Below are 22,960 nucleotides of genomic sequence, written 5' to 3' on the forward strand. Positions count from 1 at the left end.
TGGCGTCTGAGGGCTTTTCGTGTGTGGCTCTGTTGGTGGGGGCCCAGAGCCCGCCCCGCTGGGGCGAACGTAACCGGGCCGCACGCGCGGTCCGCCAAACGGCCCATCGCGGAACCTGTGGATAACCCACCCAATGTGGATGACTCGTAATCCAGCCGAAACACTGCGGATGGCGCACGCGACGCGGATGACTTTGCCCGTCGGCGCCACAGCGGGCCGGGCGAGCCGGGCCGATGCTCGCTGGCGGCTTGGCGGCTTGGCGGCTTGGCGGCTTGGCGGCACGGAAGCATGGGAGCTCAGGGGCTCGGGGCTCAGGGGCTCGTGGCTCGGAAGCACGGCGGCACTACGTGGGCGGAAACCACCCGTGGGCGATCCGGCCAGTTCAGCCGAATCGCCCACGGGTTACGAGAGGTGTCGAGAAAGGTACGAGGTCCGGTTTGGCTCGACCGGCCCGGTCGGCCCGGGCGGTCTCGCCTGACGAGTCGGCTCTGTTCGATCAGCTCCGTCAGGTCGGCCGGCTCATCCGACCCAGCCGGTCCAGCCTGCCAAGCCCCGCCGACCGAGCCTCACTCCTGCGGCGCCACCCCCACCACCGTCACGCTTCGCAGCAGTGGCCGGCTCAGGCCGCTGGCCGCCGCCACGCCCAGGAAGCCGATCACCACGCAGATGCCGAGGGTCACCATCCCGGCCACCGAGAACATTCCCGCCACGGCGAAGGGCAGGCCGCAGATCACTCCGGCGATGATCGATCCGCCGCCCATGACGATGAGGGGCAGGCGTGTCTCCAGGGCTCGGGCGCGGTCGAGGACCTTGAGGGGGGTCCCGGCGAGCCTGAGCAGTGAGTAGGTGCGGCGGCGGTCGAGGACGGAGGAGGCTCCGGCGATTCCGGCCGAGGCGATCGCCACGAGGAACGACACGATCAGCACGATGCGGACGCCGACCTGGATGTCGCCGAGCATGATCGTGCCCTGGACGACGCTGTCGGAGTCGGCGGTGAGGGGCGCGCCGGGGTCGATGGTGGCGAGGGCGGTCTTGACCTTCTCGACCTCGTCGGGGGTGGCGAGGACGCGGACGACGCCGGGGTCGGCGGAGTCGACGCGGGCGGTGAGCCCGGCGGCGGTGAGGGCGGCGTCGGCGGATTCGGTGGTGACGATGGAGGACTCCACCGCGACCTGGGTCCGGCCGGTGTCGGCTTCGATGGCGCTGGGGCTGAGCAGGCCGATGAATCCGGCGATGAAGCCGGTGAGGGCGACGCCGGCGACGGTGCGCCAGGCGGAGCGGGGGTCGTCGACGAGGCGGCGGGCGGCCAGCAGGCGTGCGGGGGTGCGGGCGAAGGCGGCGGATATGCGGCCGATGACCGACACGATGAAGGGCCCGGCCAGGTTGAGCGCGAGGAAGACCATGGCGAGCACGACCATGATCACCGTCGTGCTGGACTGGGCCGTCATCAGCGAGGCGGCGATGAGGGCGGCGACCACGGCGAGCAGGCGGACGAAGCGCAGCCCGGGCGGGGTCTGGCGGCGGGCCACGCCGAGGGGGCTGACGACGACCTGGCGGAGCCCGATGACGGCACTGGCGCCGGTCATGAGGGGCACGGCGATGAGGACGCCGAGGAGCCAGGGGACGCCGACCCAGAGGTCGCCGGTGAACCAGTTGCTGCCCTGCATGGGGATCTGCGCGAGCCCGGCGAAGCCCATCAGGTAGATGAGGGCGCCCAGGACGGCGCCGACGGCGGCGGTGAGGACGGCCTCGGCGGCGGTCATCGCGACGACCTGGGCGGGCGTGGCGCCGACGAGGCGCAGCGCGGCCAAGCGGGTGTCGCGGCGGGCGACGGTGAGGCGGGCGGCGGCGGCGCCGAAGATGAGGAGGGGCGCGGCCACGAGCGCGGTGGCGATCTTGAGGAGGATGTCGTAGATCAGCGCCTCGACGGACTCCCCGTCGCCGAAGCCGTTGATCCAGGTCGGCGTCTGCTCCATGTTCTGGGCCTTCATGGAGACCGCGCCGGGGTCCATGCCGATGACCGCGACGAGCTGGTCGGGCCCGGCCAGTTCCGCCTCGGGGATGTCGCCGGTGAGGGGCGGGAAGCGGGCGGCGAGGTCGCCGGAGGAGAGGGCGTCGCGCAGGGCCGGGGACGCGTAGAACTGCCCGGGCGCGGGGAAGGCGTCCAGGCCGGGCGGGACGGGCGCGCCGGGCTTGAGGGCGGCGAGCCGGATGACGGTGATCGCGCGGTCGCCGAAGTACTCGTTGCGGCTGAACTGGATCGCGGTGGCCTCGGACTCCGAGACGCTCGCGGGGGTCTGCCAGGCGGTGCGTTCGGTGCGGGCGGCGAAGGCGGAGTTGGCCGCGATCGCGGCCAGCAGCAGGGCGGTGGACACGGTGACGGCCGCGAGGGTGAGGACCGTGCCGAGCAGGCCGTGGCGTCCGCCGCCGCGCAGGAGACGCGCGGCGAGCGCGAAGGACTTCACCACAGCCGGGCTCCGCTCTTCTGGTCGTGGGTGGGGCCGGAGGTGGAGACGCGGCCGGGGGCGAAAGTGGTGGGGGTGTCGGTGGCGGGCGCCTCCACAGGGGACGGGACCGGCACCGTCGGCTCGGCGGGCGGGGCGTGGACGGGAACCGTGGGCTCGGCGGGCCAGGCGTGGACGGGAACCGTCGGCTCGGCCACCCCGGGCCGGGCGGCCTCGGGCGCGGCGCTCACCGGAACCACCGGCCCGGCGGACTTGGAACGCGAGGCCACCGGCGCCACCGGGACGCGCGTGGCGAAGGTGGAGACCTCGTGCGAGGCCACCGGCGCGGCCGCGGCCGGCTCGCCCACCGTGCGGATGCGCCCGTCGCGCACTTCCAGGACGCGGTCGCAAGCGGCGGCCACGTTCGGGTCGTGCGTGACGACGACCAGGGACGCCCCTTGGTGCCGGGTCGCCTCGGTCAGCAGCTTAAGCGTGTCGGCGCCGGTCGACTGGTCCAGCGCACCGGTCGGTTCGTCGGCGAAGACCACGGCGGGCTCGCCGATGAGCGCCCGGGCGATGGCCACGCGCTGCGCCTGGCCGCCGGAGAGCTCACCGGGGCGGCGCTTCTCCAGCCCGGTGAGGCCGAGGGGGCGAAACCACGAGCGCGCCTTCTCGACGGCGATGCGGCGGGGGACGCCGTCCAGCATCAGCGGCAGGGCCACGTTCTCCTCGGCGGGCAGCTCCGGGAGGAGCTGCCCGAACTGGAAGACGAACCCGAATCGGGTGCGCCGCAGGACGCTGCGCGCGGACTCGCCGAGGGAGTCGATGCGTCTGCCGTCGAGGCTGACCTCGCCCTGGTCGGGTTTGAGGATGCCGGCCAGGCAGTGCAGCAATGTGGACTTGCCCGAGCCGGAGGGTCCCATGATGGCCACCGATTCGGCCTTGGCCACGGCCACGTCGACCCCGGCGAGGGCGTGGGTGGTACCGAACCGCTTCACCAGTCCGGTACCGGTCAGGACCGCCGTCATCGCACGGCCTCCCGCTTGCGCTCGGCGCGCTCCTCGGAGATGTCGAACAGCGGGATGAGGAGTCCCCCGCCGATGAAGGCCACTAGGGCCAGGAGGCCCAGGACCGGGATGAGCACCTGGAAGATCGTCGTCATGGGAACAGCTTCTTCCGGAGCACCCGTCCCGCACATCGGTCCGCGGACTGGTCGGGAGCCTCCGGCATCGGTCGAAAGTCGGATGCCGAAAGTCGCAGGCCACGTAGCCTCGGCTAGGTGATCGAACAACCCCGCCTGACCCCTCGCGTCCAATCCTGCGTGGGCCTCGTCCTGCGGCTGTCCGCGTTCGGGGCGGCGGGCCTGTTCCTCCTCGTCGACCTGACCACCGCCTACGGCTCGCTGCTGGACCTCCTGATCTCCCTCAGCGGCGCGGCGGTCGTGCTGGCGGTGTTCTGGCTGCGTCCGCTGGCGACGTGGGCGGCGGTGGCGTGCCTGGTGTCGATCGCCACGAGCCTCGGCTCCATCATCGTCGGGTTCGGGGACTCAACCCGCTCGATCACTGAGCTGTTCTGGCTGCCGGTCCTGATCGCCCTGGTGGTGCGCGAGATGCCCTGGGCGCAGGCCGCGGGCTACTCCGCGCTGGTCCTGGGCGCCTCGCTGCTGCTGCCGCTGCGCGGGCACATGTCGATCGGGCAGCTCGGCGTCATCTACTTCATGATCTTCGGCTGGGCCGCGCTGTGCGGGGCCGCCGGACTGTACTTCCGGGGCCTGGACGCCGAGCGGCGCCGCCGCACCGAGTCCGTCAAGCGCGACGAGCGCGTCGGCCTGGCCCGCGACCTGCACGACTTCGTCGCCCACCACGTCACCGGCATCGTCGTGCAGGCGCAGGCCGCGCGGTACCTGGCACAGACCGGGCAGCCCGACGCCGCCGCCTACGAGCGGATGTTCGCCGACATCGAGCAGAGCGGTCTGGAGGCGCTGACCTCGATGCGGCGCCTGGTGGGCGTCCTGCGCGACGGCGAGGAGGCCCAGACCGCGCCCGCCGAGAGCGTGGACGAGCTGATCCGGCTGGTCACCGAGTACGACAAGGTCGGCCCGCCGGTGAGCCTGGAGCTGGCGCCGGGCCTGCGCGACACGGGCCTGCCGTACGCGGTGGCGACGACGGTGAACCGGATCGTCACCGAGGCCCTGACCAACGTCCGCAAGCACGCCCACGGCGTGACGCGCGTGATCGTGCGCGTCCTGCCGGTGGACGGCGCGGTGCGGGTGGAGATCGTGGACAACGGCGAGCCGGGCACCCGCTGGCGCGCCCGCACGCCCTCGGGCGGCTACGGTCTGACGGGTATGCGCGAGCGCGCCGCCGTGATCGGCGGGCACCTGGACGCCGGGTGGACGGGACAGGGGTGGCGCGTGGCCGCGATCCTGCCTCTCGACCCGAAGGACACACGTACATGATCAAGGTGCTCATCGCCGACGACCAGCGGATGGTCCGCACCGGTTTCGCGATGATCCTGGGCGCGCAGCCCGACATCGAGGTCGTCGGCGAGGCCGAGGACGGCGTCGCGGCGGTGGAGATGGCGCGGCGGCTGCGGCCCGACGTGTGCCTGTTCGACATCCGCATGCCGCGCCTGGACGGCCTGGAGGCCACCCGCCTGATCGCCGGGCCCGACGTCCGCGATCCGCTGCCGGTGATCATCGTGACGACCTTCGACCACGACGAGTACGTCTACCGGGCGCTGCGGGACGGGGCGTGCGGGTTCCTGCTGAAGGACGGCGGCCCGGCGCTGCTGATCGAGGCGGTGCGCGCGGCCGCGGCCGGGGACGCGATGATCGCCCCCGCGATCACCGTGCGGCTGCTGAAGCAGCTGACGCGCCCCAAGAAGCGGGTGGGCGAGCTGCCGGTCACCGATCGGGAGCTGGAGCTGGTCCGGCTGATCGCGCGGGGGACGACCAATGAGGAGATCGCCGAGCGCCTCCACATCACGCTCTCCACGGTGAAGACGCACGTGGGCAGCGTGATGCGCAAGATCGGCGCCCGCAACCGGGTGGAGATCGCCGCGTGGGCGTGGGAACAGGGTTTGATGGAGTGAGTCACACCTGAAACGCGATGAGGCCCCGGTCACCCGGGGCCTCATGCGTTACGAGAATGCGCGCGTCACGCCGCCTGGTCGGCCAGCATCCGCAGGCCGGTGACGATGCCGCCGGCCAGGTCGCCGCCGCCGAAGGCCGCCGTCATGGACAGCGCGGCCAGGGCCGCGGCGCGGTCCGGGATCAGCTTGACGGCCTGCGTGCCGGTGACGATCTCCAGCTTGCGCTGCTCGGGCGACACCGCGACGAGCACGGAGTTGTCCGGGTCGGGCAGCTGGTCGTGCAGCTTGCGGGCCGCGCCGGTGGTGGGCTCGTGCAGGGAGCCGACGTAGACGCTGAAGGTGATGGTGCTCGCGGTGCGCTCCGCCAGCCGCAGCGCCTCGTCGATGCGGAGGAGCTGCTTGGTCGTGAAGGGGCCGTCCAAGACGTCCGGGCGCGGAACCGCCTGGGCCTCCTCGCGGACGGCGACGTCACCAGCTGCCACTTGCGCCTCCCTTGACGGTCGCGCTGACCAGGCCGGTCAGCTCCTCATCGGAGCCCGCCGGCAGCGCCTTCACGCTGGACGGGACCACATCGGTGCCCGCGCCGGTGAGCGACATCTCCTCCGGCCGGGCGAGGAACCACACCGGAGTGAAAGTGAACGGACGTCCCGGGCGGTAGCGGCGCGACTTCGGGCCGCCGCTGGGGCCGTACACGAGCCCGACGATGATCAAAACCACGACGAGCGGGATGCCGACGAACGTCAGCACTGCTTCCAGGACTGTCATGTGTGGGCCTTCGACTCTGTCCGAACGGTCGCACTAACCGTAATCGAAGCCGAGTGTCCGAGGCAGGCAGGGTGTCGATCTGGTCTGATGATCCCCATGGCGATCGATCATCCCCTCAGCGACGCGGCCGACCTCGACGCCGCCGATCCCCTCGCGTCCCACCGCGACCGTTTCGTCTTCGCCGACCCCGAGGTCGTCTACCTGGACGGCAACTCGCTGGGCCGGGCCCCCAAGTCCACCCGCGAGGCGATCCTGCGGGTCGTCGACGACGAGTGGAGCGGCGAGCTGATCGCCGCCTGGGACCACTGGATCGACCTCTCCCGCGAGACCGGCGACCTCATCGCCGGGCACGTCGTGGAGGCCCACCCCGGTGAGGTGATCGTCTCCGACTCCACCAGCGTCAACCTGTACAAGCTCGCCGCCGCCGCGCTCGACGCGCGCCCGGGCCGCAAGGTGCTGGTCACCGACGACGACAACTTCCCCACCGACCGCTACATCCTCCAGGGCCTGGCCGCCGCGCGCGGCATGGAGCTGCGGACCATCGCCACCGACCTGGACCGGGGCGTCGACCCCGCGCGCGTGGCCGAGGCCGTCGACGACGACACCGCCCTGCTGTGCCTGTCGCACGTCTCCTACCGCTCGGGGGCGATCGCCGACATGGCCGCGATCACCGCCGACGCGCACGCCAAGGGCGCCCTGGTCCTCTGGGACCTCTGCCATTCGGCGGGCGCGGTGCCGGTGCCGCTCGCCTCGGCCGGGGTCGACCTGGCCGTCGGCTGCACCTACAAGTACCTGAACGGCGGTCCGGGCGCGCCGGCGTTCCTCTACGTCCGCCGCGAGCTCCAGACCTCGCTGCGGCAGCCGATCTGGGGCTGGTTCGGGCAGCGCGACCAGTTCGCCATGGGCGAGACCTACGAGCCGGTGGACGGCGTCGAGCGCTTCCAGGTGGGCACGCCGCCGGTCATCGGGGTGACGGCCGTGCGCGAGGGCGTGCGCATCATCGCCGAGGCGGGCATGAAGGCGATCCGGGAGAAGTCGCTGCGGCTCACCGAGTACGCCGACGCGCTGTGCCGGGCGTGGCTGGAGCCCATCGGCTTCACCGTCGTCACGCCCGCCGAGGCCGAGCGGCGCGGCGGGCACGTGACCGTGCACCACCCCGAGGCGTGGCGGATCGCGCAGGCCATGCGGGACGCCAAGGTCGTCCCCGACTACCGCTCGCCCGACCGTATCCGGCTGGGCCTGGCGCCGCTGTACACGCGGTTCGCCGACGTGCACGAGGGCCTGACGCGCGTCCGCGACCTGGTGACCGCCGGACGGCACCTGGAGTACGGCGCCGAGCGCGGCCGGGTCACGTAGGGGCCCGGAACGAGAAAGAGGGCGGACACGCGTCCGCCCTCTCACGCCTCAGTTGCGCGCGCCTAACCACAGCTCCCATCGCGGGTCGGGCGTACGGTGCCCAAGCACGCGCCAGGCCGCGCCTTTCGGCACGGCCGGGACGATGGCGAGGCGCCAGCCCATTTCCCGTACGGTCTTGTCCCCCTTCTTGTGGTTGCAGCGCGCGCAGGCCGCCACCACGTTCTCCCAGATGTGGGCACCGCCCTTGGAGCGGGGAATGACATGGTCGATCGTCTCGGCCGGACCACCGCAGTAGACGCACTTCCACTTGTCCCGGGCGAAGATCGCGCGCCGGGACAGGCTCACCTTGCGGCGGTGGGGGACCTTGACGAACTTGTTCAGGCGCACCACCGACGGGATCGGGATCGTCTGCAGATGACTCTGCAGGTAGCCCTCGCCGTGGGTGATGGCCTCGGCCTTGTCGGAGAGCAGCAGCACCGCGGCTCGCCGGACGGAGACCACGCAGAGGGGCTCGTACGTGGCGTTCAACACCAGCGCGGCTGACGCGTTGGCGGACCGTCCCGGACGTATACCACTGGTAGCTATACCGCTCACCACTCACCTCCTGTCACCGCTGCAAGTGTCGCTCAAGAACCCCGCGATTGCATGTCCAATAAGCGAGTACCGGGAAATACCGGTTCGGGTGACGGGTCCCGGGCGGCCCGTCGGAGGCCCCGGGTTATAAGTGACGCGTGTCGATAGCTCTCCTCGCCGAAGCGCCCCCCGCCTGCCTCGACTCCACCGAGACGGGCTCGGCCTGCGCCCTGATCTGGGACTGGACCTCGAACGCGTGCCTGGCCAACGCCAGCGAATTCCTGGTCAAGCCCCTCCGGATCATCATCATCGTCTTGATCTGCCTGGTCGCCCGCAACCTCATCAGCCGGGCCATAACCCGGATGGCCAGGGCGACCGGGGAAGCCAAATCACCGGGAATTCTCCGCCCGTTCAAGGAGAAGGCACCCAACCTCCTCGGCGACCCCGGTGCCACCGGCGAGCGGCGCAGGCAGCGCTCGCAGGCCCTGGCCTCGGTGCTGCGGTCCATCGTCAGCGCGGTGGTGTTCACGATCATGGTGATGCTGGTGCTCGCCGAGTTCAACGTGAACCTCGGCCCGCTGCTGGCCAGCGCCGGCATCGTCGGCCTGGCGATCGGTTTCGGCGCCCAGGCGCTGGTCAAGGACATCATCTCGGGCATGTTCATGCTGCTGGAGGACCAGTACGGCGTGGGCGACTCGGTCAACCTGGGCGAGGTCAGCGGCACCGTGGAGGGCGTGGGCCTGCGCGTCACCACGGTCCGGGACCCCAAGGGCGCGGTCTGGTACGTCCGCAACGGCGAGATCCTGCGCGTGGGGAACATGAGCCAGGGCTGGGCGGTCGTGCTCATCGACACCCCCATCAGCCCCGAAGCCGACATCGAGGCGGCCAGCGAGGCCATCCGCGGCGCGCTGGCCGAGATCGCCGAGGACGAGAAGTGGGGCCGCGTCCTGCTCAAGGAGCCCTCGCTGCTGGGCGTGGAGAGCGTCACCGCCTTCGCGATCACCCTGCGGGCCAGCGCCAAGACGGACCCGGACTCGCAGTGGGGCCTCGGGCGGGAGCTGCGGCTGCGCATCAACGAGGCCCTGCGGGTCGCCGAGATCGCGCCCGGCGCGCCCGATCCGGCGCGGCCCGGAGGTAACGCTCCGGTCAATTAAAGGACACGAAAATCTCCTCGATTCTGCGAATCGGCGACATTCCGGACGAATAAACGATCCCCGGGCTACCCAAGACATCATCCGATAGGGCAGACTCAGGTGACGAACGTACGTCGGCCAGAGGCGTAAGTCCGATGTGGCCGATTTCGGTGTGGGTCGGGGAGGCAAGTCGTCGTGTCGGACGGGCAACGGGAACGCACCGCGACCTTCGGCGAGGTTTTCGCCGTGGGCGAGTTCCGGGCGCTGTTCGTCGGGGACATCGTCTCCTCGGTCGGCGACATGCTCGCGCGTGTCGCCGTCACGTTCCTCGTGTGGCAGCAGACCGGGAACGTCCTGCTCACCGTGGCGACCTTCGCCATCAGCTACGCCCCCTACCTGATCGGCGCCCCCGTGCTGGCGGCGCTGGCCGAGCGGTACCCGTACCGGCGCACGATGATCACCTGCGATCTGCTCCGGATGGGGCTGATCGGGCTGGTGGCGATACCCGGGACGCCGCTGTGGGCGATGCTGGTCCTGTTGTTCCTGGTCTCGGCGGTCACACCGGCCGAAAAGGCGGCACGCTCGGCGCTGCTGCCGCAAGTCCTGGAGGGCGAACGCTACGCGGTCGCCCTCTCGGCCGTCAGCATCGCGCGCCAGTCGGCGCAGCTCGCCGGTTACTTCGCCGGCGGTGTCCTGGCGGGTGTGAACGCGCACCTCGCGCTGGGCATCGACGCGGCGACCTTCGCGTTCTCGGCGCTGCTGCTGACGCTGTTCGTCCGCACCCGTGCGCCCGGCGCCCTCCGCAGCGACCGGTCGAACCTGTTCAAGGAGGCCGGGCAGGGCATCACCTTCGTCTTCGGCCACCCGGTGCTGCGGTCGATCGCGCTGCTGGTGTTCTGCATGGTCGGCTGCGCGATCGTGCCGGAGGCGGCGGCCCCCGCGTGGGCGGCGCACCTGCACGGCGGTTCGCTCGCGCAGGGCGCGATCATGGCGTCGGCGCCGGTCGGTTCGGCGATCGGCGTGCTGGTGATGGGCCGGTTCATGTCGGCCACGACCCGGCAGAAACTCATCCGGCCGCTGGCGATCATCGCGCCGATGCTGCTGATCCCGGCCCTGTTCGACCCGCCGGTGTGGCTGGTCCTGCCGATGGCGGCCGGGGTGAACATGATCGGCGGCGTGCTGCTGGCGCTGAACACGCTGTTCGTCCAGGCCCTGCCCGGCAACTTCCGGGCGCGCGCCTTCGGTGTGATGCAGAGCGGCCTGATGATCGCGCAGGGCACGGCGGTCATCGGGATGGGCCTGGTCGCCCAGGCGGTCCCGTCCATCGCGGAAGCGGTGGGGCTGTGGGGAATCGCGGGTGTGATCCTCGTCAGCATCCTGGTGCTCACGTGGCCTTCGGCGAGCACCATTGAAGAGGCGAAGTCCGCCGCGAAACCACCCGTGGTGGAGCCGCCCGCCGAGGCTCCGGCCCCGCCCGCCGCTCCGGCGGCCGGTCCGGAACCCGTTCGCGGCCGCTCAGGCGCCGCGAAGGCCGAGGCGTGACGGTCCGCCTAGGATGCAATGACCACACCTTCACTGGCAGGAATTTGACGTGCCCGAGCAGCCGAAGCTCACCATCACCGACACGCCGGTGCCGACCAGCTTCTACGAGGCCGTCGGCGGTTCGGCGACCTTCGAGCGCCTCGTGAAGGTGTTCTACGAGGGCGTCGCGACCGATCCGCTGCTGCGGCCGATGTACCCCGAGGAGGACCTGGGCCCGGCCGCGCGCCGCTTCCAGCTGTTCCTGGAGCAGTACTGGGGCGGTCCGCACACCTACTCCGACGAGCGCGGTCACCCCCGCCTTCGGATGCGGCACGCGCCGTTCCGGGTCGACTCCGCCGCGCGCGACGCGTGGCTGGGACACATGCGGACGGCGGTGGACTCCCTGGAGCTGGCGCCCGAGCACGAGCAGGTGCTGTGGGAGTACCTGGAGCGGGCGGCTCAGTTCCTGGTGAACACCCCGGACTAGAGGGCGACCCCGGACAAGCGTGTTCACCGGGAACCGACGAACAGAGCTTGGTCAATACCCCCGACTAGAGGACGACCCACGTCCGGCTCGGCACCAGAGCATGCACGATCCTCGATCGCTTCGTGTTCTTCCCGTTGCCGCGCGCGATTAGACTCGCGCCCCATCGAGATCTCCGCATCCCTTGGGGCGTCAATGATCCGGGGCGCTTCCGCGCGTGTCACAGTCGCCGTGCTGGCGGTCTTCGGCGTGCTCGCGGGCTGCGGTACGGCGGTGCTCCGGCCGCCGCTGGGGATCCCGGTCCCGGCAGATCTGGGCCCCGGGCGCAGCGATCCGGTCGCCGATCCCCTGTACCCCGATTACGGCACGGCCGACGTCGACGTCCTGCACTACGGCCTGGCCCTCGACTACGACCCGGACACCACGGTCCTCTCCGGGCTGGCCACGATCACGCTGCGGCCCACCCGGGACCTGGCGGAACTGCGGCTGGACTTCGCCGCCACGCTGGCGGTGAGCCGCGCGACGGTGGACGGCCGGGCGGCCGCCGTCCGGCAGGCCGACGGCGACATCGTCATCGCCACCCCGGCCGTCAAGGACGCCACGGTCACCCTCGCGGTGGCCTACTCCGGCGTCCCGAGGCCGGTGACCGCGCCCGCGAGCCGCGCCGACTCCCTCGGCGACGGGCTGGGCCTGCGCGCCGAGCCCGACGGGTCATTGTGGACGATGCAGGAGCCCTACGGCGCGTTCACCTGGTACCCGGTCAACGACCACCCTTCCGACGAGGCCCTCTACGACATCACCGTGTCCGTGCCGCGCGGCTACGCGGGTGTGGCCAGTGGGCGGTTCGCGGGCGAGCGCGAGGTCGGCGACTCCACGGTCTTCACCTGGCGCTCGGCCGATCCGGTCGCCTCGTACCTGACGACGCTGGCGGTGGACCGCTTCGAGCGGATGACGCTGACCGGCCCGCGCGGCCTGCCGGTCACGGTGTGGCTGCCGACCGGCACGGGGCGGGTGCTGCGGCGGGTGACGGCCCGGATCCCGGAGTACCTGGCGTTCCTGGAGGAGCGCTACGGCCCGTACCCGTTCGACTCGGCGGGCGTCGTGGTCACCGGCGGCGACTCGGCGATGGAGACGCAGCAGATGATCACGTTCAGCGCAGACCTGGGGCGGGACGAGAAGTACGCGGCCGACACCCTCGTCCACGAGCTCGCCCACCAGTGGTTCGGGGACGCGGTGACGCCCACCGACTGGCGCGCGGTGTGGCTGAGCGAGGGCATGGCCACCTACGCCGACGGCATGTGGATCGTCGAGCAGGGCTGGAGCACCGAGGACGAGCTGATCGGCCGCTGGCGCGGGCTGGATCAGGATCTGCGCGACGAGGCCGGTCCGCCCGGCGCCTACGACCCGGGCCAGTTCGCCTCGGGGAACGTGTACACGTGTGTGGCCCTGCTGCTGCACGAGATCCGCGAGCGCGTGGGCGAGGCGCCGTTCGCGGCGATGATGCGCGACTGGGTGCAGGCGCAGAAGAACACCCATCAGGACCGGGCGTCGTTCACCGCCTGGGTCAACGCGCACGCGGGCGCCGATCTGACCGCGCTCATCGACGCCTGGCTGGACTCACCGGCGACACCGACCTAGCCGCACTGGAAACGGGGACCCATGAAGATCCGCGCGACCGCGATGGTGGTGGCGGCCTGCGGGCTGCTGGCCGCCTGCACCTCCACCCCCCCGGCGGCCGATCCGCGGCCGGCGCCCAGCGCGCCGGCCGATCTGGCCGCAGGCCTCAGCGAGCCGGTGGCCGACCCGGTGTACCCGGACCTGGGTAATCCCGGCACGGATGTGCTCCACTACGGGCTCTCGCTGTCCTACGAGCCCGACGCGCGGGTCCTCAAGGGACACGCGGTGATCACCGTCCGCGCCACCGGCGACGCGTCTTCGCTGCGGCTGGACCTGGCCGAGACGATGAAGGTCTCGGCGGTGACCGCCGACGGGCGCGCGGTGGAGCACCGGCACACCGGGAACGACCTGGAGATCGTCGTCCCCGTCACCACCAACGCCGTGGTCGTGCTGGCCGTCGACTACGCGGGCGAGCCGACGCGCGCGCCCGCGCCGGCCTCGCGCGGCGACATGACCGAGGGCGTCGGCATGAGCGTCGGCCCGAACGGCGCGGTGTGGACCTTCCAGGAGCCCTACGGCGCGTTCACCTGGTACCCGGTGAACGACCAGCCGTCCGACGAGGCCCTCTACGACATCACCGCCTCGGTCCCGGAGGGCTGGACGGGCGTGGCGACCGGCGTCCCCTCCGGTGAGGAGACCACCGGCGGACGGCACGTCACCCAGTACCACTCGGCCGACCCCGTCGCGTCCTACGTGGTCACCTTCGCCGTCGACCGCTTCGTGCGCATCGACGGCGGTGAGACCGACGGTGGCGCGCCCATCGTGTCGTGGGTGCGGGAGAACAGCCGATCGGCGTGGGAGCCGATCCTGGCCACCATCGGCGACAAGGTCGCCTGGCTGGAGAAGCGCTACGGGCCCTACCCCTTCGCCCACACCGGCGTCGTCGCCGTCGGCGGCGAGTCGGGCATGGAGACACAGGGGACCATCACCCTCAGCGACGGCATCGCCAACGTGCCCAAGGAGGCCGAGGCGGTGCTGCTCCACGAACTCGCCCACCAGTGGTACGGGGACGCCGTCACCCCCTCCGACTGGCGCGGGGTGTGGCTGAACGAGGGCATGGCCACCTTCGTCCAGGCCCAGTGGGTGAGCGACATGGGCGGCGAGACCCTCGACGCCGCGATCGCCCGCTGGCGCGGCATGGACGCGCGCATGCGCACCAGCTACGGGCCGCCCGGGAGCTACCGGCCGGGTGACTTCGCGTCCGGGAACGTCTACTACTGCCCGGCCCTCATGCTCGCCGAGATCCGTGCCCGCATGGGCGAGGCGCCCTTCGAGGCGATGATGCGCGACTGGGTCCAGCAGCAGCGGAACACCCACCAGGACCGGGCGTCGTTCACCGCCTGGGTCGTCGAACGCGGCGGCACCGACATGCGCGTGCTCATCGACACCTGGCTGGACTCCCCCACGACCCCCGCGTGAGCACGGCGAGTACATTGCCCGAGCCCATCTCACTTTAGGAGCCCATCGTGCCCCGTGCCCTCCACCGGCGTGCGCTCGCCGCCGGACTGGCCCTGGCGATCGCCGTCCCGCTGGCCGCCTGCCAGCCCGACGCGAAGATCGCCGACCCCACCGCCTCGCAGTCGTCGGCGCCCCCGCCCGGGCCCGACTACTCCGCCGGCCGCTCGAACCCCGTGGCCGACCCGCTGTACCCCGACTACGGCAGCGCCGACATCGACGTCCTGCACTACGGGCTGGACCTGGCCTGGGACCCCAAGGCCCGGCTCCTGTCGGGGACGGCGACCCTGGCCGTGCGGCCCGTGGTGGCCGCGTCCCAGATGACCTTCGACTTCGACTCGCGCCTGAAGGTCTCGGCGGTGACCGTGGACGGCGCCGCCGCCCAGGCGCGGCAGAAGGACCACGACCTGGTCGTCCCCGCCGCGGTGACCGCCGACAAGACCGTCACCGTCGTCATCACCTACGCGGGCGAGCCCGGCCCCGCCGACGCGCCCATGAGCCGCCCCGACTTCAAGGAGGGCGTCGGCGCCACCGTCGAGAAGGACGGCGCGCTCTGGACGATGCAGGAGCCCTACGGCGCGTTCACCTGGTACCCCGTGAACGACCACCCGTCCGACGAGGCCCTCTACGACTTCGCCATCACCGCCCCCGAGGGCTGGACCGGCGTGGCCAGCGGCACCTACCTCGGCACCGAGGCCGGTGTGTCCAAGTGGCGCTCCACGGTGCCCGTCGCCAGCTACGTGACGACCATCGCCGTCGACGAGTTCGAGCTCATCGAGGAGAAGGGCCCACACGACCTGCCCCTCACCTACTGGGTCCCCGCCGAGTTCAAGAAGAAGTTCGAGAAGCACCTGCGCCGCAGCCCCGAGATCATCGAATGGCTGGAGGACCTGTACGGGCCCTACCCGTTCGAGTCGGCGGGCGTCGTCGTGGTCGGCGGCGAGTCGGCGATGGAGACCCAGCAGATGGTCACCTTCTCCGGCGATGGCGCCAAGGAGGACATGATCGAGGAGGTCCTCGCCCACGAGTACGCCCACCAGTGGTTCGGCGACGCCATCAGCCCCCGCACCTGGAAGGACGTGTGGCTGAACGAGGGCTTCGCGATGTACACCGAGGGCCTGTGGGTGGACAAGGAGCGCAAGGACGTCACCGAGGCCGGCCTCTGGGGCTACTGGCGCGAACTGGACCAGCAGCTGCGCGACAAGTACGGCCCGCCCGGGGACTACAAGGCCCGCGACTTCGCGGCCAGCAACGTGTACATCTGCCCGGCGGTGATGCTGCACGAGCTGCGGAAGAAGATGGGCGGCGGGAAGTTCGACGAGATGGCCCGGGACTGGGTGCAGACGCAGAAGAACAGCACGCAGGATCGGGAGAGTTTCACGAAGTTCGTCAGTGAACGGGCCGGGGAGGACATGTCCGGGTTCATTGACGAGTGGCTGGACTCGAAGAAGACGCCTTAGCTCGGGGCTGGACACCGAACCCGAGACGCAAGGGTGAGAACCCACGCGAGGGGAAGTGTTTTGACCGTGTGGTGAAGAAGTACGCGCGCGTGCAGCGGCGCAACCAACCCGGTTGGCCACGAATCACCGTGTGCCGAGGAACAAAGAACGCCTCCGGCTCGGGGGAAGTGTTTTGATTTCCGGGGTCCAGGGGACGGAGTTCCCTGGTGGGTCCAGGGCAAGGCCCTGGTCTGGTGCAGGGCGAAGCGCCTGCTACCTCGACCAAGACGGCCGTGAGGCGAGGTGACACCGCAGGTGTCACTCGCTCAAAGGGAGAGCCGGGGCGCCGCCCCGGCTCTCTTTTCACGGGTGTGCGGGACTTGCGGCCGTGGTTTGCCTGCGGCTCTGCTTGGTGCCCAAGGGGCTTTGCCCCCTGGACCCCCACCAGGGAACTCCGTCCCCTGGACCCCGGGAACTCAAAACATTTCCCCCGAGCCGGAAGCGGCCTTAGCTTTTGGCACCCGGTGGTGTCGTGGCCGACCGGGTTGATTGCGCCGCCGCACGCGCGCGTAGAGCTTCACCACACGAATCAGCCCGGTGCCCCCGCATTCGCGGAGCCACCGGGCCTCTTCATTCGCGGTCAGCCGACCTTTATAAACGCCCCGGCCCGGCCAAGGGGGGATTCGGCCGAGCCGGGGCCAGGGGGTGGGGGAAAGTCTCTAGAGAACCGCGCCCTCGTCGTACAGCCAGTCGACCCACGACCCCGACACGGCGGCGGCGCAGTCGATGACCTCGTCCAGGAGGGCGTCGTGCAGGCCGGGCACCAGCGGGAGCTGGACCTCGCCGTAGAGCGGGAACTGGCCGCTCTCGGTCTCGATGCCGACGTAGGCCTTCAGGAAGCGGCGGGTGCGGTTCCACTCGTTGACGGCGGTGTAGGCGCGTTCGGCCCAGTCGGGGGCGACGGTGGCGTAGGCGCGGGCGCGCAGGACGAGGATCTCGTTGGAGGGACCCTCGCAGGCGATCTGGAGGACGTGCCGCTCCCACATCGCCAGGACGGCGCCGTGCTCGTCGGTCAGGTAGCGGATCTTGAGGCGCTTGAGCGACTCGGTGATCCGCTCGGTGGTGATGCGGCGGACGGTGGTCGCGCGGACCGCGTTCTGGGTGAGCCGGTCGAGGTCGGCGGCCAGGTTCGGGTCCAGGCCGTCAGGAACGCGCACCTGCTGCATCAGCAGGTCCTCCGCGGAGGCGCGCTGGACGGGGACCTTCGTGGTCTCGGCGTCCTGCCGCTTCTCGTTCTCCTGCCCCGTGCGGCGGCCTCGCCACCATGCCATGTGAATCCCCTTGGTCTGCCGTCTCCCGTGTAGCCCATCGAAGGGCGCCTCTGCGAACGTACCGGCGGGTCGCTCGCGCGACCAGGGTCGGCGGGGTCGATCACGCCTGATACGCCCGAAAACCGGCCGAACGGCGGATCCCCGGCTCATGCGCCTGGAACCCGCCGTTCACCGCGAAACCCCCGGTCAGGGGATGGTGTACGAGCAGGACGCCACCGAACCGCTCGACGTGTCGGCCTCTTTGCCGTCGACGAGGATCGCGCAGGTCACCGCGCCGGACGTGGTGGTCGCGCGCAGGGTGACGGTGTCGCCGGGGTTCGCCTTGAGCTGGTGGCCCCACGGCAGCTTCGCGGAGGTGACGGTCTCCTTGGCGGTCCCGACGGCGTACTCCACGCCGTAGGCGTCGCCCTTGCCGGTGAGCTTGAGGACCACGTTGACCGCGCCGGCGGGCTTGCCGGGGTTGGCGGGACCGTCGCTCTTGTCGGAGCCGGGACGGGTGTGGTCACTGGGGTTCGTGCTCGGGTTCGCCGAGGTGCCGTGGCTCGACGAGCCGGAGACGGCCGGTGCCGGGGCGTCCACCGACGGGGCCCGGTTGCAGGCCGCCAGCACCAGGGCGACGACGGTGAGCCCGGTCACAATGAGGTATTTCTTCACGATTGAGCCTCCTTCGCCGCACACGGTAGACAGTGCGCGCACGCGCACGCCGCGTGAGAAGAAGGTGACGCTAGAGCAGCCGCAGGCCGGGGTCCATGCCCCAGGCGATGCCGCGCGACCCGGCGAGGCCGATGCGGCGTCCGGCCAGGCGCACCGACACCGGCTCCTCGCCGGTGTGCAGGCCCATCCGGAACAGCGCGGTGACCAGGCGCAGGGGGACCTCGTGCTCGCCTTCGACGGTGAGCGCGACGTGGTCCAGCAGCGCGTCGCGCAGCCGCCGGTCGCCCACGCCCTGCCCGCGGCGGGCGCGCAGGGTCTCGGCCGCGGCGGCGTCGACGCGGCGCAGGTCGGCGGCCGGGACGGTCTCGATGACGCGCCCGTCGGTGGCCGGGAGGGTGGTGCGCCACTCCATCTCGTGCCGCCGGGACGGGGAGGCCCCGCCCGCCGCCAGGTCGGCGGCGCTCACCACGACATCGCCCTCGAAGGGCACCGGCAGGTCCAGGCACACCAGTGCCTTGAACGGCAGGACCGCCCACAGCCGGGCGGTGCCGGACGCGCTGGCGCGGGTGCGCACCAGCCCGTCCGGACTGAACCTCATGACCCGCCGCGCGAAGTCGGCGACGGGATCGATCGACACCGTCATTCCCGGAAGGCCTCAAGGAAGGCGCGCTCGGCGTCGTTGATGCGCCGGGGGCGCTTGGCCTCCAGGTCGAACGGGACGAGGACGGAGCGGGCGCGCGAGGCGACCCGCCCGTCGTCGAAGAGCTCGTAGTCCACCACGAAGGCCGAGTTGCGGATCTCGTGGACCCACAGCTCGATGCGCACCTCCGGGCTCTTGTGCCCTTCGCCGGAGCCGATCCCGTAGTCCACCGGACGCAGGTAGTCGATCTCGTGGCGGGCGATGACCACGCCCTCGGCGAAGGACGTGAGCCCGTGCTGCTTCGCCGCGTTGAACATGAGCGCGACGCGCGCCTCTTCGTAGAGGGTGAGGAAGCGCGCGTTGTTCACGTGCTGGAACGCGTCCATGTCGCTCCAGCGCAGCGGGCAGTGGTAGACGTACCGGGCCATGTCAGTCCCGGGTGAGCTTGCGGTGGGTGACGCGGTGCGGCTTGGCGGCCTCCGGGCCGAGCCGGTCGACCTTGTTCTTCTCGTAGGACTCGAAGTTGCCCTCGAACCAGTACCACTTCGGCGTCGGCCACTCCTCGCCCGGCACGTCCTCGCCCTCCCAGGCCAGGATGTGGGTGGCGACTCGGTCGAGGAACATGCGGTCGTGGGAGATGACCACGGCGCAGCCGGGGAACTCCAGGAGCGCGTTCTCCAGCGAGCCGAGGGTCTCCACGTCCAGGTCGTTGGTGGGCTCGTCGAGCAGGAGGACGTTGCCGCCCTGCTTGAGCGTCAGGGCCAGGTTCAGCCGGTTGCGCTCACCGCCGGAGAGGACCTTGGTCGGCTTCTGCTGGTCGGGGCCCTTGAAGCCGAAGGCGGCCACGTAGGCGCGCGAGGGCATCTCGACCCGGCCGACCATGAGGTGGTCGAGGCCGTCGGAGACGGTCTCCCACACGTTCTTGTCGGTGGCCAGGCCCTCGCGGGACTGGTCGACGTAGGACAGCTGGACCGTCTCGCCGACCTTCACCGAACCCGCGTCGGGCTTCTCGATGCCGACGATGGTCTTGAACAGCGTGGTCTTGCCGACGCCGTTGGGACCGATGATGCCAACGATGCCGTTGCGGGGCAGCGAGAAGTTCAGCCCGTCGATGAGGGTGCGCCCGTCGAAGCCCTTGACCAGGTCGTTGACCTCGATGACGGTGTTGCCCAGGCGCGGGCCCGGCGGGATCTGGATCTCCTCGAAGTCCAGCTTGCGGGTCTTCTCGGCCTCGGCGGCCATCTCCTCGTAGCGCGCCAGGCGCGACTTGGACTTGGTCTGGCGGGCCTTGGCGTTGGAGCGGACCCACTCCAGCTCGTCCTTGAGGCGCTTCTGGAGCTTGACGTCCTTGCGGCCCTCGACCTTGAGGCGCTCGGCCTTCTTCTCCAGGTAGGTGGAGTAGTTGCCCTCGTAGGGGTAGGCGCGGCCGCGGTCGAGCTCCAGGATCCACTCGGCGACGTGGTCGAGGAAGTACCGGTCGTGGGTGATGGCCACGACGGTGCCGGGGTAGGCGGCCAGGTGCTGCTCCAGCCACAGGACCGACTCGGCGTCCAGGTGGTTGGTGGGCTCGTCGAGCAGCAGCAGGTCGGGCTGCTCCAGCAGGAGCTTGCACAGCGCGACGCGGCGGCGCTCACCACCGGAGAGGTGGGTCACCATCTCCTCGCCGGGCGGGCAGCGCAGGGCGTCCATGGCCTGCTCCAGCTTGGAGTCGAGGTCCCACGCGTCGGCGTGGTCGAGCTCCTCCTGGAGCTTGCCCATCTCGTCCATGAGCTCGTCGGTGTAGTTGGTGCCGAGCTCCTCGGCGATCTCGTTGAAGCGGGCCAGCTTCGCGCGAACGCCGGCGACGGCCTCCTGGACGTTCTCCAGGACCGTCTTCTCCTCGTTCAGCGGCGGCTCCTGCGCCAGCATGCCCACGGTGTAACCGGGCATGAGGGTCGCCTCGCCGTTGGAGACCTGGTCGATGCCGGCCATGACCTTCAGCAGGCTCGACTTACCGGCGCCGTTCGGGCCGACCACGCCGATCTTCGCGCCGGGAATGAAGTAGAGCGTCACGTCATCGAGGACGACCTTTTCGCCGAGCGCACGGCGGGCCTTGACCAGGGTGTAAATGTACTGAGCCACAGCGGCGTCTTACCTCACAGAAATCGTCGTCGGATGCCCGCGCGCCCCTTCGGCGGCGGCGAGGCGGCCTCAATACTGTCAAGCCGCCCGGCCGACCACCAAACCAGGGCGGTTCAGCTCTTGCGCTGACGCAGTGGAGTCCCGATCAGCAGGCCGCGCAGTATCAGGAACATCACGGCCAGGCCCCCCACCGCCGTCAACGCCACCGCCCACGCGGGCCATTCCCGGGAGAAGTCCAGCACGAACCCGTCGCCGAACCAGCCGCCGCGGCTGACCAGCATCTCGGTGAGCACGGCCGGGAGGACGCCCACGGGGATCAGCAGGATCCCCAGCCACGGCCCGAAGCGGTAGAAGAACGTGCCGATCGCCCAGCCGCCCATCACGTAGCCCAGCTGCATGAGCAGCGCCTCGGTGAACACCAGGTGGTACTGCCCGGGCCCGGAGTACAGGTGCGCGCTCTGGAAGACCTGCGGGATGTCGTTCAGCCGGTAGATGAGGGCCTCCCCGGCGTTGCCGAGCACGATCAGCAGCGATGAGACCACCGCCATCGAGACCACGCTGAGGATCGCGGCGAGCGCGAAGGTCCGCCGGGTGACGCCCTGCGCGACGACGAGGGGCATGATCACCGGTGTGAGCATCACCCCGACGGCGCCCATGGTGCCGCGCGCGGAGTTCAGCGAGGACTCCCACAGGCTGATGTCGATGGAGCCCCACAGGCCGATGGCCGCGGCGATGAGGACGTAGACGAGGATCAGGACCGCCCATGCCCACCAGTACCAGGCGTTGCCGTAAATGATGGCGAGGTAGGTGCCGCGCAGCTGCCGCGGCCAAGGGGTGGCGAGGGAGCTCACTGGGCGTCCTTCCCGGTGGTCAGGTGCACGAAGAGGTCCTGGAGGGGCAGGCTGCCCAGTTCGAGACCGGCGACGCGGGCCTGGCGCTCCAGGTCCTGGCCGGGGTGGCTGTAGAGGGTGATGCGCTTGGTGCCGCCGAGGATCTGCTCGCCCAGGACGTGCAGGCCGACGGCGAAGCGGTCGACGGTCTCGGCGGGCCCGGTGACCGACACGCCGCGCTCGCGCAGGCCGTCGGCGGTGTCGTGGACGATGAGGCGGCCGCGGTCCAGGATCAGCACCTCCTCGAAGAGGTCGCCGAACTCGGCGATGTGGTGCGTGGAGATCACGATGGTGCGGGGGTGCTCGACGTAGTCGGCGAGCAGTTCCTCCTGGAACAGGTAGCGGGCGGGGGCGTCCAGGCCGAGGGTGACCTCGTCGAGCATGGTCAGCGGGCAGCGGGTGGCCAGGCCGATGACGCAGGCCAGGGCGGCCTTCTGGCCCCGGGAGAGGCGCTGGGCGTGGCGGCGCATGGGCAGGCCGAAGCGTTCGGCGAGGTGGTGGGCGTAGTCGGTGTCCCAGGCCGGCCGCAGGGTGGCGAGGTAGCCAAGGACGCGGCGGACGCTGGCCTGGGGGATGTCGCCGGATTCGCGGATCAGCGCGATCTGGGAGGTGACGTCGCCGTTCTCGTAGGGGTCGTGCCCGCCGACGCGGACGGTGCCGGAGTCGGGCCGCTGGAAGGCGGCGAGGATGGACATGAGGGTGGACTTCCCGGAGCCGTTGCGGCCGAGGAGGCCGTAGATCTTGCCGGGTTCGAGGCTGAGGTCCACCCCGTCGAGGGCGGTGACGTCGCCGTAGGACTTGGTCAGCGCGCCGGTCTCGACGCCGAGGCCGCTCACATCCGGCTCCTTCGCTCTTCGATGCCTTCCAGGTGTGCGACGACGTCGGCCAGGGGGACGCCGATGAGGCCCGCCTCGGCGGCCATGGGGTCGACCATGTCGCTGAAGAAGCGCTCGCGGCGTTCGGCGAGGAGTTTGGCGCGGGCGCCGTCGGTGACGTACATGCCCAGGCCGCGCTTCTTGTAGAGGACGCCTTCGTCGACGAGCTGGTGGAAGCCCTTGGCGGCGGTGGCGGGGTTGATCCGGTAGTAGGTGGCGAACTGGTTGGTGGACATCACCTGGTCGCCCTCGGCGAGGGTGCCGTCGAGGATGTCCTGTTTGAGCCGTGCCGCGATCTGCTGGTAGATCGGCGTGCGGTCGTCGAACACCAGGACCGTCCCTTCTGGGGTTCGTTACTCATGTAATGAACCATAGCTGTGACGAACCCGACCCGCAACACGAGGCATGGATTCCGGCCGCCGGGGTAGAGAAGTCGATCAAGGACGTCCCGCGAGGTGGGATCAAGGGCCACCCGAGCCGGTGAAAAACGGAGTGGCGCCCGCGCCGCC

General features: G+C 70.8%; 22 protein-coding genes and 1 pseudogene. 9 read left to right on the forward strand and 14 right to left on the reverse strand.

What is annotated here, in order from left to right; genetic code table 11:
* Nucleotides 1-566: 566 nt before the first annotated feature.
* The 3 genes and pseudogenes from QSK10_RS03215 to QSK10_RS03225 form a co-directional block, all read right to left on the reverse strand.
* A complete protein-coding gene (locus QSK10_RS03215; protein ID WP_285661056.1) occupies nt 567-2,468 on the reverse strand; it encodes an ABC transporter permease family protein in 1,902 nt (633 codons plus the stop codon).
* A gap of 335 nt (nt 2,469-2,803) precedes the next feature.
* Nucleotides 2,804-3,472, reverse strand: a pseudogene (locus QSK10_RS03220) (ABC transporter ATP-binding protein); the annotation flags it as partial.
* Nucleotides 3,469-3,606 carry a hypothetical protein gene (locus QSK10_RS03225; protein WP_285661057.1) on the reverse strand — a complete coding sequence of 46 codons (138 nt, stop codon included), beginning with the start codon at nt 3,604-3,606 and terminating at the stop codon, nt 3,469-3,471. The pseudogene QSK10_RS03220 and the gene QSK10_RS03225, both read right to left, overlap by 4 nt.
* A gap of 117 nt (nt 3,607-3,723) precedes the next feature.
* On the opposite strand from QSK10_RS03225, the gene QSK10_RS03230 reads away from it, so the two are divergent.
* Nucleotides 3,724-4,902, forward strand: coding sequence for a sensor histidine kinase (locus QSK10_RS03230; protein ID WP_285661058.1), 1,179 nt, complete (start codon nt 3,724-3,726; stop codon nt 4,900-4,902).
* Nucleotides 4,899-5,537, forward strand: coding sequence for a response regulator (locus QSK10_RS03235; RefSeq protein ID WP_285661059.1), 639 nt, complete (start codon nt 4,899-4,901; stop codon nt 5,535-5,537). The genes QSK10_RS03230 and QSK10_RS03235 overlap by 4 nt, the downstream gene beginning before the upstream one ends.
* Before the next feature lie 65 nt (nt 5,538-5,602).
* Here the strand turns inward: QSK10_RS03235 and QSK10_RS03240 are convergent, their stop codons facing one another.
* Complete coding sequence (locus tag QSK10_RS03240) at nt 5,603-6,019, reverse strand: DUF5130 family protein (RefSeq protein ID WP_285661060.1); 417 nt, start codon at nt 6,017-6,019, stop codon at nt 5,603-5,605.
* Nucleotides 6,006-6,302: an aa3-type cytochrome oxidase subunit CtaJ gene (ctaJ, locus tag QSK10_RS03245; protein ID WP_285661061.1), complete on the reverse strand. Its 297-nt coding sequence runs from the start codon at nt 6,300-6,302 to the stop codon at nt 6,006-6,008. The genes QSK10_RS03240 and ctaJ overlap by 14 nt, the downstream gene beginning before the upstream one ends.
* 96 nt (nt 6,303-6,398) lie before the next feature.
* Here ctaJ and kynU point away from each other — a divergent pair, with 96 nt between their 5' ends.
* Nucleotides 6,399-7,658 (forward strand): kynureninase, encoded by a 1,260-nt coding sequence (gene kynU / locus QSK10_RS03250; RefSeq protein WP_285661062.1) that lies wholly within the window; start codon nt 6,399-6,401, stop codon nt 7,656-7,658.
* Nucleotides 7,659-7,706: 48 nt separating this feature from the next.
* Here the strand turns inward: kynU and QSK10_RS03255 are convergent, their stop codons facing one another.
* On the reverse strand, nt 7,707-8,228 hold the full coding sequence (locus QSK10_RS03255) for an HNH endonuclease (protein WP_285662906.1): 522 nt from the start codon (nt 8,226-8,228) through the stop codon (nt 7,707-7,709).
* 161 nt (nt 8,229-8,389) lie between these two features.
* Here QSK10_RS03255 and QSK10_RS03260 point away from each other — a divergent pair, with 161 nt between their 5' ends.
* The 6 genes from QSK10_RS03260 to QSK10_RS03285 all read left to right on the forward strand — a co-directional run bounded on the left by QSK10_RS03260 (nt 8,390) and on the right by QSK10_RS03285 (nt 15,961).
* The gene (locus tag QSK10_RS03260; protein WP_285661063.1) at nt 8,390-9,385 is read left to right on the forward strand and encodes a mechanosensitive ion channel family protein; all 996 of its coding nucleotides are present in this window, start codon (nt 8,390-8,392) and stop codon (nt 9,383-9,385) included.
* A gap of 174 nt (nt 9,386-9,559) precedes the next feature.
* Entirely contained in the window at nt 9,560-10,906 is a 1,347-nt protein-coding gene (locus tag QSK10_RS03265) for an MFS transporter (RefSeq protein WP_285661064.1), read from the forward strand.
* Between the two features lie 49 nt (nt 10,907-10,955).
* A complete protein-coding gene (locus QSK10_RS03270) occupies nt 10,956-11,372 on the forward strand; it encodes a globin (protein ID WP_285661065.1) in 417 nt (138 codons plus the stop codon).
* Between the two features lie 228 nt (nt 11,373-11,600).
* On the forward strand, nt 11,601-13,007 hold the full coding sequence (locus QSK10_RS03275) for a M1 family metallopeptidase (protein ID WP_285661066.1): 1,407 nt from the start codon (nt 11,601-11,603) through the stop codon (nt 13,005-13,007).
* A gap of 21 nt (nt 13,008-13,028) precedes the next feature.
* A complete protein-coding gene (locus QSK10_RS03280; RefSeq protein WP_285661067.1) occupies nt 13,029-14,465 on the forward strand; it encodes a M1 family metallopeptidase in 1,437 nt (478 codons plus the stop codon).
* Between the two features lie 47 nt (nt 14,466-14,512).
* Nucleotides 14,513-15,961, forward strand: coding sequence for a M1 family metallopeptidase (locus QSK10_RS03285; protein ID WP_285661068.1), 1,449 nt, complete (start codon nt 14,513-14,515; stop codon nt 15,959-15,961).
* Nucleotides 15,962-16,659: 698 nt separating this feature from the next.
* Here QSK10_RS03285 and QSK10_RS03290 read toward each other — a convergent pair.
* The 8 genes from QSK10_RS03290 to QSK10_RS03325 all read right to left on the reverse strand — a co-directional run bounded on the left by QSK10_RS03290 (nt 16,660) and on the right by QSK10_RS03325 (nt 22,780).
* Nucleotides 16,660-17,271, reverse strand: coding sequence for a type III secretion system chaperone family protein (locus QSK10_RS03290; RefSeq protein WP_285661069.1), 612 nt, complete (start codon nt 17,269-17,271; stop codon nt 16,660-16,662).
* Nucleotides 17,272-17,457: 186 nt separating this feature from the next.
* Nucleotides 17,458-17,925 carry a hypothetical protein gene (locus QSK10_RS03295; protein WP_285661070.1) on the reverse strand — a complete coding sequence of 156 codons (468 nt, stop codon included), beginning with the start codon at nt 17,923-17,925 and terminating at the stop codon, nt 17,458-17,460.
* Between the two features lie 70 nt (nt 17,926-17,995).
* A complete protein-coding gene (locus QSK10_RS03300; RefSeq protein ID WP_285661071.1) occupies nt 17,996-18,562 on the reverse strand; it encodes a DUF8185 domain-containing protein in 567 nt (188 codons plus the stop codon).
* A gap of 2 nt (nt 18,563-18,564) precedes the next feature.
* Nucleotides 18,565-18,993 (reverse strand): acyl-CoA thioesterase, encoded by a 429-nt coding sequence (locus QSK10_RS03305; RefSeq protein ID WP_285661072.1) that lies wholly within the window; start codon nt 18,991-18,993, stop codon nt 18,565-18,567.
* Between the two features lies 1 nt (nt 18,994).
* Nucleotides 18,995-20,686, reverse strand: coding sequence for an energy-dependent translational throttle protein EttA (gene ettA / locus QSK10_RS03310; RefSeq protein WP_285661073.1), 1,692 nt, complete (start codon nt 20,684-20,686; stop codon nt 18,995-18,997).
* 113 nt (nt 20,687-20,799) lie between these two features.
* Nucleotides 20,800-21,537: a hypothetical protein gene (locus QSK10_RS03315; protein WP_285661074.1), complete on the reverse strand. Its 738-nt coding sequence runs from the start codon at nt 21,535-21,537 to the stop codon at nt 20,800-20,802.
* On the reverse strand, nt 21,534-22,412 hold the full coding sequence (locus QSK10_RS03320) for an ABC transporter ATP-binding protein (RefSeq protein WP_285661075.1): 879 nt from the start codon (nt 22,410-22,412) through the stop codon (nt 21,534-21,536). The genes QSK10_RS03315 and QSK10_RS03320 overlap by 4 nt, the downstream gene beginning before the upstream one ends.
* A complete protein-coding gene (locus tag QSK10_RS03325) occupies nt 22,409-22,780 on the reverse strand; it encodes a GntR family transcriptional regulator (RefSeq protein ID WP_285661076.1) in 372 nt (123 codons plus the stop codon). The genes QSK10_RS03320 and QSK10_RS03325 overlap by 4 nt, the downstream gene beginning before the upstream one ends.
* Nucleotides 22,781-22,960 lie beyond the last annotated feature (180 nt).

The organism is Actinorhabdospora filicis, from assembly GCF_030269765.1.
GTDB lineage: Bacteria > Actinomycetota > Actinomycetes > Mycobacteriales > Micromonosporaceae > Actinorhabdospora > Actinorhabdospora filicis.

What these genes read in the sequence shown, in the direction of transcription:
- QSK10_RS03225 (WP_285661057.1), bottom strand. Translation starts at nt 3,606, where the DNA reads ATGACGACGATCTTCCAGGTGCTCATCCCGGTCCTGGGCCTCCTGGCC.
- QSK10_RS03235 (WP_285661059.1), top strand. Translation starts at nt 4,899, where the DNA reads ATGATCAAGGTGCTCATCGCCGACGACCAGCGGATGGTCCGCACCGGT.
- ctaJ (WP_285661061.1), bottom strand. Translation starts at nt 6,302, where the DNA reads ATGACAGTCCTGGAAGCAGTGCTGACGTTCGTCGGCATCCCGCTCGTC.
- kynU (WP_285661062.1), top strand. Translation starts at nt 6,399, where the DNA reads ATGGCGATCGATCATCCCCTCAGCGACGCGGCCGACCTCGACGCCGCC.
- QSK10_RS03280 (WP_285661067.1), top strand. Translation starts at nt 13,029, where the DNA reads ATGAAGATCCGCGCGACCGCGATGGTGGTGGCGGCCTGCGGGCTGCTG.
- QSK10_RS03290 (WP_285661069.1), bottom strand. Translation starts at nt 17,271, where the DNA reads ATGGCATGGTGGCGAGGCCGCCGCACGGGGCAGGAGAACGAGAAGCGG.
- QSK10_RS03305 (WP_285661072.1), bottom strand. Translation starts at nt 18,993, where the DNA reads ATGGCCCGGTACGTCTACCACTGCCCGCTGCGCTGGAGCGACATGGAC.